Source organism: Candidatus Amarolinea aalborgensis, assembly GCF_900491745.1.
GTDB lineage: Bacteria > Chloroflexota > Anaerolineae > SSC4 > Amarolineaceae > Amarolinea > Amarolinea aalborgensis.
In genome coordinates this window covers 1-14397 of sequence record NZ_UETR01000028.1, presented here as the reverse complement: position 1 = coordinate 14397, position 14397 = coordinate 1, and the positions used below count along the sequence as shown (strand labels likewise).

At 60.5% G+C, this 14397-nt stretch carries 8 protein-coding genes; 6 read left to right on the top strand and 2 right to left on the bottom strand.

All coding sequences use genetic code 11. The annotated features are described in order from the left end of the window. The first annotated feature begins 96 nt into the window (after positions 1-96). The 5 genes from ACPQ6D_RS19710 to ACPQ6D_RS19690 all read left to right on the top strand — a co-directional run bounded on the left by ACPQ6D_RS19710 (position 97) and on the right by ACPQ6D_RS19690 (position 11209). A complete protein-coding gene (locus ACPQ6D_RS19710) occupies positions 97-3249 on the top strand; it encodes a C25 family cysteine peptidase (RefSeq protein WP_423226066.1) in 3153 nt (1050 codons plus the stop codon). A gap of 228 nt (positions 3250-3477) precedes the next feature. After that, positions 3478-7260, top strand: a complete 3783-nt coding sequence (locus ACPQ6D_RS19705) for a C25 family cysteine peptidase (protein ID WP_423226065.1) — start codon at positions 3478-3480, stop codon at positions 7258-7260. A gap of 24 nt (positions 7261-7284) precedes the next feature. Next, on the top strand, positions 7285-7848 hold the full coding sequence (locus tag ACPQ6D_RS19700) for a S24/S26 family peptidase (RefSeq protein WP_423226064.1): 564 nt from the start codon (positions 7285-7287) through the stop codon (positions 7846-7848). A 74-nt stretch (positions 7849-7922) separates the two neighbouring features. Beyond that, positions 7923-9014, top strand: a complete 1092-nt coding sequence (locus tag ACPQ6D_RS19695) for a hypothetical protein (protein ID WP_423226063.1) — start codon at positions 7923-7925, stop codon at positions 9012-9014. Further along, positions 9011-11209: a C25 family cysteine peptidase gene (locus tag ACPQ6D_RS19690; RefSeq protein WP_423226062.1), complete on the top strand. Its 2199-nt coding sequence runs from the start codon at positions 9011-9013 to the stop codon at positions 11207-11209. The genes ACPQ6D_RS19695 and ACPQ6D_RS19690 overlap by 4 nt, the downstream gene beginning before the upstream one ends. Positions 11210-11277: 68 nt before the next feature. Here ACPQ6D_RS19690 and ACPQ6D_RS19685 read toward each other — a convergent pair whose 3' ends face one another. Together ACPQ6D_RS19685 and ACPQ6D_RS19680 are read right to left on the bottom strand one after the other, a co-directional pair. Beyond that, the gene (locus ACPQ6D_RS19685) at positions 11278-12126 is read right to left on the bottom strand and encodes an ABC transporter permease (RefSeq protein ID WP_423226061.1); all 849 of its coding nucleotides are present in this window, start codon (positions 12124-12126) and stop codon (positions 11278-11280) included. Next, entirely contained in the window at positions 12119-13114 is a 996-nt protein-coding gene (locus tag ACPQ6D_RS19680) for an ABC transporter ATP-binding protein (protein ID WP_423226060.1), read from the bottom strand. Before ACPQ6D_RS19680 ends, ACPQ6D_RS19685 begins: the two co-directional genes overlap by 8 nt. Before the next feature lie 279 nt (positions 13115-13393). Here ACPQ6D_RS19680 and ychF point away from each other — a divergent pair. Beyond that, positions 13394-14397: redox-regulated ATPase YchF (gene ychF, locus ACPQ6D_RS19675; protein WP_423226059.1), on the top strand; the 1004-nt coding region annotated here is incomplete at its 3' end.

Sequence of the window (14397 nt, the reverse complement as noted above, 5' to 3'; positions counted from 1 at the left end):
GCGTGTGCCCCTACTTGACAAGAAAGCCGCTTGCACATAGATTATTGGGCGCAGTTGCGGCAGGCGCAACTAGGTTCCACAATCAGGAGGTGTTCTATGTCCTGGAAACCCGTACGTCGTTTGATGTTGATTCTGCTCTGTGTTCAACTGGCTGTCCCGGTCAGTTTTGCATCCTCTTCTCGTGCAGCGCTGCCGTCAGAGCCGGCAACAGCTTCTGGCATCGAAATCATTGAATCTACCGATGCCGGTATGGTGCTCGATCTGCACTTCACACAACCCACCTTGGCGGTCGTGCAGATGGATAGCACTACCTACACCAGTGTTTCCATGGGAACCGAGTTTGGCGCCACGGCAAGGTCTGGCTATCCACAACTTCCGCTAACCTCGCGTATGGTGGCTTTACCGCCCGGCGCCACCGCTCATATCGCCGTCAGCGACGCCGCATGGCAGACGGAGACGATCGCCAATCCGTTGGCGCCGGCCCCGCGTTTCGACTTTGCCGATCAAACCCGCGTGGAAGAAGGCGCGGCGGTCGTTCCCATCGTTGAACGTGACGCCGCCGCGTACGCGCTGGATGCTTGGAATCCAGAGGCGCCAGTGCGCCTGGGTGAGACGGCGCGCTTGCGCGACCAGGGGTTGATCAACGTCGAATTCTACCCCGTGCGCTACAACCCGGTGCGCGGCGAGATCGCGTGGCTCACGCACGCCCGCGTCGTCATCAGCTTCGAAGGCGCTCAAGCGGGCGCCGAGGCGCGGCCAGATCCCTATTTTGAGTCAACCCTGGCGGCCAACGTCCTGAACTACGCACAAGCTGGCGCATGGCGCACCCCGCCGTCGCCCCCTAGCCTGCCGAACTTCGTGCCGGCCACGGGCGATCTGCGCATGGTGGTGCGTGAAAAGGGCATGTATCGCGTGACCTACGAGGAATTGATCGCACTTGGCTACAACAACATCAGTCAATGGCCGATCAGCAACTTCTTGGTCTCGAACAAGGGCAATGATGTGGCCATTTACGTCAGCGACAACAACAGCAATGGCTTCCTCAATGCAGGCGAGGCCATCTATTTCTATGGCCAGGCGCTTGACTTGACCTACTACACCCAGGATAACATCTATTGGCTGCGCTTCAATAGCGCCACGCCAGGCTTGACGATGGCCTCCCGGTCTGCCCTACCCACAAACGCAGACGTGCCGACTTCGTTCAAGACCACCCTGCGCACCTCACAGGAAAACTGGCGCTGGTCACAGCACATGATACCCTGGCAGGCATGGTGGTGGGATCAGTTCCAAGTCAACTATCCCAGCGGTTCACGCACCTATACCTTTAACCTGCCCGCGGCCGCAGGCGTGGCGCAGAATGCCACCATCTCGGTGCGTATCGGCGGCCGCTATTCGTGGCCTGAATACAACCCCGAACATCACAACAAAGTGTATATCAATGGCTCCAGTACGCCCATCATTGATTCTTTCTGGGACGGGCGCACGTTGATTGACCTATCTGGCGACATCAACCAGGCCAACCTGATCAATGGCAACAACACCATGACCCTGGAGAGCATCGTCTCTGACGTGGGCCGCCCGGCGAATGCGCGCGTCGACTGGACTTACTTGAAGTGGATAGATGCAACTTATTACCGCACCTACACGGCCATCAACCAGGAGCTTGAGTTCAGCAAAGAGATCGCAGGGACCTGGCGCTTCGTTATCTCTGGCGTGACCAATCCAGGCGTTCAGGTGTTCGACATTACCAATCCCGTAGCGCCCGTGCGGCTGACGCGCGGCGCGGTTGGGATTGGCACTTTTTCGGTTCAGGATACCACGACGCCCAATCAACGCTTCCTGGCTGTCGGCGCCAGCGCGGTGCGCAGCCCCGTGGCGACTTCTGTCTTTACCGCGGCGCCCATCAATCTGCGCAGCACCGCCAACCAGGCGGACTACATCTTCATCACCCATCCCACCTTCACCGCGACGCTGCAGCCGCTGATCGCCTATCGTCAGTCGCAGGGGTATCACGTGGTCGTCGCTGACATCAACTGGGTGTACGATCAGTTCAACGCCGGCATTTTGGATGCAGAAGCGATCCACACCTTCCTCAGCCATGCCTATTCGTCATGGACGGCGCCTGCGCCTGCCTACACGCTGCTCGTCGGCGGCTCTAACTTCAACCCGCTCGGTCACAACACGAACCCGTATCCGAATGGCTATGGGCCGCAGCAGCCGGTGTATGTACCCACGATTGACCTGATCGTTGACCCGTACCAGGGCGAGTCGGCCGCGGATGCCTACTTTGCCACGGTCAGCGGCGGTGATGCACTCCCCGATATTTTCATGGGCCGCCTTCCGGTCAGTTCCACGAACGACCTGACCAACACGGTCAACAAGATTATCAACTACGAGGTCAACCCGGTGCGCGGCGCCTGGCAAAACGACATCTTGTTCGTCGCCGACAACACCGATGATGCCGGCAACTTCGAAGCGGTCAGCGAAGCGGTCATAAACTCCTATCTTACCTCTCCCGCGTGGGATATTCGCAAGGTTTACTACAACCCCGCGCTGATCAATCCGGTTGATCCTTATTACAACACGGTGGATACGGCGCGTACGGCCATTCGCACCAAATGGAGCCAGGGTTTGGCGCTTGCCAATTACGTCGGTCACGCTTTCCTTGACTACTGGGGCAATACGGTCGTTGATCAGCAGTGGACGAACGATGATACGCTTACGCTGACCAACGGCGGCCAATTGCCCTTCCTGATTTCACTCGACTGCCTGGATGGATATTTCGACTATCCCAACAAGCCCAGCATGGCGGAAAAATTCCTCACCTTTGCGAACGGCGGCGTGATTGCGCACTTCTCGCCGTCAGGCCTGGGTATTGCCACCGGGCATGATTACCTGCATCGCGGCTTCTACAACGCCATCGTAAACAATCATGTGCTGCAAACCGGCCCCGTCGTCATGGCGGCCAAAATCAACCTCTTCACCGGTAGTCCTAATTATAATCAGGACCTGCTCTACACCTTCGGCTTGATCGGCGATCCGGCCACGTCTCTTGTCCCCCTGTGCCGCACCACCGACATCAACTGTGATAACCGCGTCAACATCGTGGATATCCAGACCGTGTCTGGACACTGGAACACAAGCAGCGGACAAGGCGGCTACGTTCGCCGCTATGATGTCACCAATGACGGAGTCATTTCGATTGCCGACATCATCGCCACGGCGACTGATTACGGTTGGAGCCAGTAGCGGCGGTTATCGCCCCTGTGAGGTTTTCACGTGCGGCGTGGGCTTGATGCACGTCGCACGTGAAAACTCCCCGGCCTGCGACTGTTGCCCAAATGACTCACCTTGCATCCCCAAATCCCCAATTACATGATTGACAAGGTTTAGATACTGTGATATAGTTGCGGCGCAAGTTCTGGGGGGACTTGGGGGAGGAAGCCGCCAGCATCAACTCTGTGGAGGCGTCCGACCATGAAACCAATTCCGATTATCGCTCTGATCGCTTCGTTGCTCCTGCCCACCTTTAGCAATGCAGCACCGCTAACATCAACCGTCTCCGCAACGACTCCGCGCAGCGCCGATGATTCGGCCGAACTGGCGCCGGCCAATTTGCGCGTCCTCAGCACGTCGGATACCGCCATTGTGCTGGCGCTCGACACGCCCACCTATCAAATCAGCCAGATGAGGACAGCCCAGGGCGCCTTTGACACCATCCAGGTGGCCGATTACGCCATGACCCAAGAACCAGGTCAGCCTCAGCTGCCCATGCAGGCCAGCTTGATTGCCATTCCACCAGGGGCTTTGGTCACGGCCGAAGTGATTGCCAGCGATAGTCAAGTCCTGCCCGAGCGGCTGAATCTACTCCCCACGCCCCGCCAGGTAACGCCCGATGTAGATCCGGCGGCCATGGCTGCGGCTGATGCGAGCGGCCTGCCGCCCAAACCGATTCTCGTTTACGAATCGAACCGCGCCCCGTCCGGCGGCGACATCTTCCCCGCGCAGCTCGTTCATGTGGGTGAAGCAGCCTATGTGCGGGACCAGCGCGTGGTGTCAGTTCAGCTTTTTCCCTTCCAGGCTAACCTGGCGACTGGCGCTGTCACCTTTTACCAACACTTGCAAGTGGCCCTGCAGTTTAGCTATCCTGACGGCGCCGCCGCGCAGACTCCAGCAGCGCCCGCAGCTGAGTCGCCGTACATGGAGTCCATGCTGCGCAGCGCCGTGCTCAATTATGACAGCGCGACAACCTGGCGCCAACGCTCAACCGATGCGCGGCCCCTGGCGGCCATTCCACCCGCGCCCACGGCAGGTGAATTTCGTCTCAGCGTCACCACGGATGGCCTCTATCGTGTGACCTATGCCGCGCTGGTGGCGGCTGGCCTCAATCCCAACAGCGTCAACCCGCAGCAATTTGCCCTCACTAATCAAGGCGCTGCGATTGCGATCTACGTAGCTGGTGAAGCGGACGGGCGCTTCGATCCCAGCGACTACATTGAATTCTATGGCAAGGGTTGGAACAGCTATTACAGCAACACCAACGTCTACTGGCTTGATGTGGACGGACCGGCCGGCCCGCGCATGACCACGCGCAATGTCACGCCAGGCAATGCCTCTACGCCAACCACCTTCCGTTTTACTTCCCACCAGGAAGCGCAGGAATGGCGCTGGACGCAGCACATGCGTGAAAACAGAACGTGGTGGTGGCAAAAATACACCTTATACGATAATCCCAGCGCGACCCAAGTGACAGCGACGCTTTCTTTGTCCCTGCCCGGCGTCGCCGTCCAAACGCAGCCGGTCGGGGTGCGCGTGGCCATGGCGTCGAATACCGACTATGCCCAAAACCCAGATCATCACGTGCGCGCCTACCTGAATGACACGTCTACCATCGTGGACGAACGCCGATGGAATGGTCGTGACCCGATCGAATTGGCCGGCACAACCGCGAGCGGCAACCTGTTGCCTGGCGCCAATACGCTCTCGCTGCGAGCCATGTTTGATATGGGCACCCAGTACGCATACGACATTTATTACCTCGATTGGGTGGAGATTACCTACGACCGTCTCTACGCCGCGGAAAATGGCGAGCTCTATTTTAGCCCCACAACCGCCGACACGTGGCGCTTCAGCATTGGTGGATTCACCACGCCGGCCCGCGCCTTCGACATCACCAACCCAAGCAGCCCGGTGCGCCTGCTCAACAGCCAATTGAACGGCGGACAACTCACTTTGCAGGACACCGCCGGCCCCGGCACGCGTTTCTACGCCGTGGGCGATAACGCGCTGCGCACCCCAACGGCCATTCAACGCTACGCCGGCCCAACGATGGACCTGCGCGCGACCAATCAGCGCGCGGACTATTTGATCATTGCGCATGCCAACTTCATGAACGCGGTGCAGCCATTGGCCCAATTCCGCACCAGCCAGGGCATGGTGGTCAAAGTCATTGATGTGGCCTGGCTGTACGATCAGTTCAACGCAGGCGTACTCGATCCCCAGGCGATCAAGAATTTCATTGACTATGCCTATCATCAGTGGGGAGGCCCGGCGCCCAGCTTTGTGCTCCTGGTGGGAGATGCCAACTTCAATCCCATGGGATACAATCAAACCTATTACGGCCCGTGGGAACAGACCTATGTCCCCACCTTCAATCTCGTCATTGACCCTTACACAGGTGAAGTCGCGGTGGACAACGAGTTCGTCACCGTGAGCGGAAACGACATCCTGCCTGATCTTTACATCGGGCGGATGCCGGCGCAGACCGCGGCCCAGGTCACGACGATGGTGAACAAGACCATCGGCTATGAGCGCACAACACCGCCCGCCGACTGGCGCCAGCACAACCTGTTCGTGGCCGACAACTACCTGAGCGCCACCGGCGCGCCTGATCCGGCCGGCAACTTCGAGCAGATCATCCAAAGCGTGATTGACGATTCAATCCCCAACTGGTACGCCATTGATCGCGTCTACTACGATCCCTATCCAAACCGGCCGCCGGACTCGTGGCGCTACCCCACGATTCCGCAAGCGCGCGACGCGGTGGCTGCAGCCATCAACAACGGCGCCCTGTTCACCAACTATGTCGGCCATGCCACCATTGATAAATGGGCTGAGAATCTGTGGACGACCGACGACATCTCGTTGCTCAACAATCTCGACCGCCTGACGATTGGCCTCTCCATGGACTGCCTGGATGGCTACTTCGACTGGCCCAATCGGCCAAGCCTGGCTGAGACCATGCTGGAGTATGCGAACGGGGGCACCGTAGCTCACTGGGCCCCCACGGGACTGGGCGTTGTGAACGGGCATGACGTCCTGCACAAAGGCTTCTTCAGCGCCATCAACAGCAATGGGATCAAATTCTTCGGTGGCGCCGTGACGGTCGGCCGTTTGAACCTGGCTGCACAGGGTGGTTTCCCTGACCTGGTGCAAACCTTCATGATGTTTGGTGACCCCGCCTTGCGCTTTGTCGCGCCGGCGTCGCCGCAGGAACTGCGGGTCAGCCTGAGCAGCACGCCGGGCGATGTCGTAGGGATCGGCAGCGCGGTGACCTACCAAATTCGCTACGCCAACAACGGCAGCATAGCCGCGGCCAACGCCACCCTCAACTTCACGCTGCCGGCTGGCCTGATCGGCGCCAACTACAGCTTCAGCGGGCCTGCCATCTCCTTGCGCGCGGGATCCACCTACATCTGGGACATTCCCTCCATCCCCATCGGCGCGACCGGCATCATCACCGTGCAGGCGCAGGTCAATCCGGCCATCACGGCCAACCAGACACCCATCATCACCACGGCCACGCTGCGCAATCGCTGGACCGAGCCAGATATCAGCAATAACAGCGCCCGTGTCAGGCTCGATGTGCTCCTGGCCGATCGCTATGAGACCGATGACACGCAGGCCACCGCGGCTGCCCTTCCGGGCATTGGCCTGCCCATGCGCCACACGCTGCACACAAACGCCGATGTAGACTGGATTTGGTTCGACGCCCAGGCCAATCAGCGTTACTTCCTCCACACCGGTCAATTGACCGGCAGCGGCGACACGGTGCTCACCCTCTTCGCGGCCAACGGCGCGCAATTGGGCCAAAATAACGATTTCATCGCCGGCGTGCGTTGGTCAGGACTGTTGTGGACAGCGCCCAGCACGGGGCGCTACACTATGCGCATTGCTGCGCAAGGCGCTCCCGGCCCATTTGCGTATGACGTAACCGTGGATTGGCAGAAGCAGGTCTTCCTGCCCTCGTTCCGCAAGTGAGCAAAAAAGGATGGCGATTCCAATATGACCTCAGATCCCGAACGTAGGCGCGAACTCGCGCTCGACCTGCTGCGCGATCATCTGGCTCACGATGGTCAACTGCGCTTCGAGGTCGTGGGCGAATGTATGGCGCCGTTGATCGAAATCGGCGACGAGGTCGAGCTGCAGGCTGCCAGGCCCACCGACCTGCACGTCGGCGACATTCTCTTGTTCGACGAGAACGGCCATTTCTACACGCATCGGCTGCTATCCCCGCCCGCGCCCGCGCCAGGAACCTGGCGTCTGCAAACGCGCGGCGACCGCTCGCCCCTGCGCGATCACCCGTGGGACGCCAGCCAACTCATCGGCCGCGTGGTGGCCGTGTACAAGCCTGGCGGTCGCCAGGTCAGCCTGACCACCGGTTACTGGCCGTTGTTCAACCGGGTGGTCGGACATCTATCGCACATCGAAGTTGCGCTGCTTACCCGAGGCGAGCGCCTGCGTCGTCGCATCTTCGGCGCCAGGTCAACCCCTTTGGGATCCTGGTTGCGCCGCCTACTGGCTGCGCCAGGGCGGATTGTTGTGCATTTATTTGCGCGAAGGTCATAAACATCTTTGTTGAGGTCTAATTTACCGTTATGAATCACCGCCTTCTCAGATCTGCGGCAAACCAACGCACGCCAATGGCGTTCTGGTCCTTGTTCGGGCTGCTGTGTGTGGTCATCGTTTTTGCGGCTGCTCCAGCCTTCGCGGCTGAGCCATCCAGCGTCACCCTGTCATCATTCACGGCCCAAACCCAGGGCAACACCATCGTTGTCACTTGGGTCACAGAGACCGAAAACGATATCTACAACTTTATCTTGTACCGCAACACATCGCCACAGGAGGCGCAGCCGTCTGTCACTGTCTGCACGCGGCCGCCGCAGGGCAGCGGCATCAGCGGCGCAACCTACACGTGCACCGATGACCAGCCAGGTCTAACCCCCGGCACTGCGTATTACTATTGGCTGGCTGAGTTCAACGCCAACGGTCAGCCGATTTTCCATCGGACCACGGATCCCACCTATTTCCAGGGCACACCCACGGCGACCCCCACCGTGCCGCCCGATGCGACCAGCACCCCCACGCCGACGCTAACGCCGACATCGGAGTTCACGGCCACACCCACGCCAACCGCCACCGTGACGGCCACACGTATCCCCACGCAAGCCGTGACGAACACGCCCACAACCGCCGCGGCGACCAATACGCCAACGACGCCGCCGACGAATACGCCAATCCCGCCGCCCACCAACACACCCATCCCACCGACGGCCATACCGACCACGCCAGCGGTTCCGGCCACCAACACGCCCGTGCGAGTCACGCCCACAGCCGCGGCCGCATCGCCGACGGCTGTTGCGACGCTGACTCCGGCGCCTGGCATCACCGCCACGCCGACCGCCACGTTCTTGCCCGATCAAGCGACGCCAACGCTCACCCCGACGGAGACAATCTCCGCGACGGCCACCCTGCCCAGCGAAACGCCCACGGCCGCGCCTGTCGGTGGAACGGCCGAAGCGCCGCTGTCTGGCACGCCCACGCGGTTAGCTCCCCGCGTGCGCCCTGACGCCACCGCCACACCGGGTGCGAACGGCGGGGCGCGCAACACAGCCGCCACCGGATTGCTCTTGTGCCTGGGAGGCGGCGCTGTTGTGGGGGCCGGCCTCCTGGGAATCCTGGGCTTTGTCCTTTGGCGCCGACAGAGCGGCAGCAAGAACGATCCATCGTCATGACAGTTCACACACCGTTCAGAAGACGCCTGCTGAGCCTGATGCTGGCGCTGGCGGCCGCCGTTCTGCTGGCGGCCTGCAATCAGCCGTCTCCGCCAGCCGTGGGCACAGGCGTGTACAAGATTCGCATCGAACGTAACGGCGCGTACCGGTTGACTCGCGCACAGCTTCCTGGCCTGGCCGCTGAGGATTTCACGGCGGATCGCCTGGCCCTTACCCGGAACAACGCCGCGGTGCCTTTCACCATGCTCGGCGAAGACGCCGACAAAGCGCTCTTTTTTTACGGGCAAGGGCTGACAGATGATTATGCCGACTATGAGATCTACTGGCTGCGCGTGCAATCGGCGGATACTGATAAACCCAGCGGCCCGCAGTTGACCTCACGGGCAGTGAGCGCGATGGCGGCGACGCCTGTCGCGGCGACCGTTGTCACCGTGCGCGCGGAAGAGGATCGGATCTATGTGCCCAAAGGCCCGCCCGCCGGCGAACACTGGCAGTGGCAGCAACTGCGCGCGCCCATCACGGCGACAGTGGCGATCAACATCGAGCAGATGGTGGACATTTCCAGTACACTGCGCGTGGCGCTGTGGGCAAGCACGCAAACCAACGACAACCCCGATCACCATGTGCGCCTGCTGCTGAACGATCAGCAGGTCGCTGATGAAGCGTGGGATGGCGCGGGCCGCCACGTCATCAGCGCGACCCTGAGCACTGGCCTGCTGCGCGAAGGCGCCAATACGGTGACCATTGCCGCGCCCGGCGATACGGGCGCCGTCGTGGACAGCGCCGTGCTCGATTGGGTGGAAATCAGCTACCTGCGCAAGCTGACCGTCGTAGGCGACCAGGTTGCCTGGCAGGCTGAGGCTGGCCAGGCGGACTTCAAGCTGACCGGATTCACCACCGATAACCTGCTGCTGTGGGATGTGAGCGAGCCGCTGACGCCTACGCTGCTCACGGGGTTCACCACGGCGAAGAACGAGGACGGCTTTGCGCTGCGTTTTCATGATGGCGGCGCAAGCGGCAGCCGGCGTTATCTGGCCGTAGCGCCGGCGCGCACGCTGACGCCAGCCGCGGTGACGCCGTGGCAAGGCAAGGACCTGCGGCAGGAAGCGGCTGGCGCGGATTACATCATCATCACGCCAGCCGAGTTTGCCGCCGGCATCCAGCCCCTGGTTGAGCAGCGGCAGGCCGATGGTCTGCGCGTGCTCGTTGCCAACCGCGACGATGTTTTTGACAGCTTCGGCAATGGCCGCCCTAGCCCGATCGCAATTCGTGATTTCTTGCGCGACGCCTATGGCCGCTGGCCGGCGCCCGCGCCGCGCTTCGTGCTCTTGGTGGGCGATGCCAGCTACGATTACCGCGATCGCCTCAACGGCAAGTTCAAGAATTGGCTCCCCACCTATCTCCTGGACACGACCTATGTGGGAGAGACTGCCAGCGATAACTGGCTTGTCAGTTTCGGCGGTGTGGACGACTATCGGCCCAGCATGGCGATTGGTCGTCTGCCTGCGCAAAACCTGGAACAACTGCAAGCGATGGTGAAGAAAACCCTGGCGTATGAAAAAGCGCCCCCAAGCGGCGATTGGCGTCGCCGCGTGCTGCTTGTGGCCGATGATGATGACGCCGCTTTTGCGCAGATGTCGGACACACTGGCCACCGATTATCTGTCCAAAACCTACACCATTGACAAAGTGTACATTGGGCAAACACCGGACGCCCATGCCGCGGTGCTCAACGCCTTCAACGAAGGCGTCAGTCTGGTCAACTACGTGGGGCACGGCAGTCTGGATGTCTGGGGAGCGGAGAAGGTGCTGCAGGGCGCGGACATGGCGAAGCTGACCAGCAGCGGCGGGCGCTTGCCCCTGCTGGTCACGATGACCTGCCTGACCGGCTTTTTCCATCACCCGACCGCGGATTCGCTGGGCGAAGTGCTGCTGCGCGCGCCAGACAAGGGCATTGTGGCGGCGTTGGTTCCCACGAGTGAATCGGTGACGTCTCAACAAGAGCCGCTGGCGGATGCCTTCTACCGCGAACTGCTTACCGTGGAGGGCGCCACCGTGGGCGAAGCGATGATGCGCGCCAAGCAATCTATGCCTGACAACGGCAAAGCCTATCGCGACGTGATGGAGACGTTCAACCTGTTGGGAGACCCGGCGCTGCACCTGGTGAAGTCGGCGACAGAGACGGCAAGCCAGTAAGGCAGCAGATCGCAGCCGCGCTGCCCAAATTCGACGCATGGACTGGGGAGCGTCGGCGCCGCGGGCTGCTAATAATGCGCCAGGCTGCCGTCAGTCTTAGCCCACCGCACGGCTTGCTTGAAGGTGAAGAGGCTGAGCGGCACCAAGATCACACAGAAAACGACCAACGCGCCAATGTCAGGCAGCAGGACAGACCAGGATGCGTTGTTGAGCAGCGCATGGCGCATGGCGCGCAGCGCGTAGGTGACTGGGATAAGCGCGGCGCAGAATTGCAGCCACGATGGCAGCAGTTCGACCGGGTAGTAAACGCCGCCCAGCAAAAGGCCGATTCCGCCGACCAGCGTGGTCACCGGGTCGCCGCGCTTTGTGACCATGATGAAACTGGCGGCCATGATGCCGAGGCCGCTGAAAGCCACAATGGTCAATATCAACACAACCAGCGCGCCGAGATAGTTGCCATTGCCCAAATTAGCGCCGAAGACAAACATGCCAAGCAGGAGATAGATCAACACACGCAGCGTGGTGAACAAATAGTCCCACAAACAAGAGGAGATAATGATCGTGGGCAGGTCTGTGGGGGTGAGCAGCATCGCCTCCAGGGTGCCGGTGATCTGCGCATCGCGTAGGTTTTTGGCGAAACCAGAGATGGCAACCGTGAAATAGAGGCTGAAAGCAACGCCGATCAGGACGAAGGCGAAATAATCGCCGTTGTACGCAGCCAACGACGGCTGGTTTCCGCCGTCCACCAGGCGAGCTAGAAAATAGAACATGAAGACATTGAGAAAGATGCCGACCAATTGCAGCAAGAAGGCCAGCTTGTAGCTCAGTTCAATGGTATAATCCCGGTGTAGAAACCAGCCAGCCTTGCCCAAACGCTGTCCAATCGCGGGCGGTAAACGCAGAGCCAGGTTATTCATGGGTTTGTTCCTGTGTCAGTGTGACGAACAATTCTTCGAGTGAGACTTCTTCGTGCTGCACGGCCCGGATACGCCCACCCGCCGTGACGATGCGCGTGATGGCATCTGAAAGAAGATAATCGTCGGCCGCAGTGAGCACCAGGTTCACCACGCCATCGTCGAAGGCTTCCTGGCGCAGGGTAGGCGTTTGCTCGCTCAAACGGTCCACCTGCGCGGGCGTTAGATCGGCCACGGCGAGATGATAGCGATGACGCGCTTGCAGCGATTCGCGCAGGTCGGGCAAGGTGCCGACGGCTTGCAGACGTCCCTTGTGCATGATCCCCACGCGCTGGCACAGCTTGGCCGCTTCGTCCAGACGATGGGTCGTCAGAAAGATGGTCATGCCCTCGTGCGCCTGCAATTCATCCTGAATGAGGGTGTGCAGTTGGCGCGTGGAATTCGGGTCCAGGCTGCGGGTTGGCTCATCCAGGAACAAAATGCGCGGGCGGTGCAGAATGGCGCGGGCAATACTCAATCGCTGGCGCATGCCGCTGGAATAGGTCTGAAACGAAGCATCGCCCACCGCACTCAACCCCAACTGCGCCAGCACTTCGGTGACGCGCGGGGCAATTTGATGGCGGGGCAGGTTGCACAACGCGGCAAAGAATTCCAGGTTCTGGCGGCCGCTGAGGCGCCAGTAAAAACTGCGCTCATCGCCAGTGGACATGCCCACCTGATCGCGCACACGATCAGACTGCGCCAGGTCAAAGCCGCCCACGCGGGCGCTGCCGCTCGTGGGCAAAATGAGCGTGCAAAGCAGCTTGACCAGGGTGGTCTTGCCGGCGCCATTGGGGCCAAGCAGGCCAAACAACTCGCCTTCCTGGACATCCAGGTTGATGTGACTGACGGCTTCCGGCATTACAGTGGAACGCTGGCGCAGCCAGCGCCACATGCGGTTGGTCTCTGGATAGCGTTTACTCAGATTGTGTATTTCAATCGCCAGGGTCAAATGGTATTCTCCCGGAGGTGCGTGTCTAGGCAGCGTCTGCCGGTTGGCGGGCGCTACACAGGCCCAAGTATACTGGTATCGGGAAGCCTGTCAAAGCCCCTGCACTTGGGTTGAGTCTTTGGGCGAATGTGCAAGTTGTGTTAAACTCAGTTACACTACGTGCGAAATCGCACACACAGGCGGCAAGCGGGAAAAGCCAGGTCCCTTCCGGTCAAGGAAAGAGGCGCAGTACGCACCCGCTGCCCTAAGACATAAAAATCACGACGAGACGCTTACACGATGAATATCGGCATTATTGGGTTACCAAGCAGTGGCAAGACAACCATTTTCAACGCCTTGACGCGTGGACAGGCCGAAACAGGCACCTATCACGCCGGCACGTTCAACGTCAACATGGGGGCTGTCAGTGTCCCTGACGCGCGCGTCGATACGCTGAGCGCCATGTATAAGCCGCGCAAAACCGTTTATGCCCAGGTGCAGTTCAAAGACTTGGCTGGGATCGAGGGCGGCAGCAATAAGGGCAGCGCATTGAGCGGCCGCTTGCTCAATGAGCTCAGCGGCAATGACGCCTTGCTGCATGTCGTACGAGCGTTCACCAATCTGTCGGTGCCGCACCCGAATGGCACGGTCAACCCGCGGCGCGACTACGAGGCGATGGAGACCGAGCTGATTTTGTCGGACATGGCGGTGATCGAGAAACGCCTGGAGCGCCTGCGCAAAGAGCGCACCCGGAGCGAACAGCCGATGGAGCTTCCGCTCATGGAGCGGCTGTATGCGCACCTGGAGGATCAAAAACCTCTGCGCGGCATTGACTTAACGGCTGATGAAGAACGGCTGCTGCGTAGTTACGGCCTGCTCAGCCTGAAGCCGATGGTGGTCGTGCTCAATGTCAACGATGACGCTAATGACGCAGAAGCAGAGCAGCAGCTCGCCGCTCATCTGAGCAGGGCCGTTTTGCTGCAGCTGCGCGGTAAATTGGAGATGGAGTTGGCCCAGATGGATGTAGCGGATGCAGCCGTTTTCCTGGAGGAATTTGGGCTGAGCGAGCCAGGCTTGGACCGCGTGATCCGCGCCAGCTATGATCTGCTCGGCGTGCAGTCCTTTTTCACCGTGGGCGAGGATGAGGTGCGCGCCTGGACCGTCAGGCGCGGCGCGCCGGCGGTTGAGGCCGCGGGCGTGATCCATTCCGACCTGGCCAAAGGCTTCATCCGCGCCGAAGTCGTATCTTACCAGGATTTGGTCGCCACCGGCTCCATCCCTGAGGCGCGTCGGGTCGGTAAGTT

Coding starts and splice junctions, on each gene's coding strand:
- ACPQ6D_RS19695 (WP_423226063.1), top strand. CDS start 7,923: ATGGCGTTCTGGTCCTTGTTCGGGCTGCTGTGTGTGGTCATCGTTTTT.
- ACPQ6D_RS19705 (WP_423226065.1), top strand. CDS start 3,478: ATGAAACCAATTCCGATTATCGCTCTGATCGCTTCGTTGCTCCTGCCC.
- ACPQ6D_RS19690 (WP_423226062.1), top strand. CDS start 9,011: ATGACAGTTCACACACCGTTCAGAAGACGCCTGCTGAGCCTGATGCTG.
- ACPQ6D_RS19710 (WP_423226066.1), top strand. CDS start 97: ATGTCCTGGAAACCCGTACGTCGTTTGATGTTGATTCTGCTCTGTGTT.
- ACPQ6D_RS19685 (WP_423226061.1), bottom strand. CDS start 12,126: ATGAATAACCTGGCTCTGCGTTTACCGCCCGCGATTGGACAGCGTTTG.
- ACPQ6D_RS19700 (WP_423226064.1), top strand. CDS start 7,285: ATGACCTCAGATCCCGAACGTAGGCGCGAACTCGCGCTCGACCTGCTG.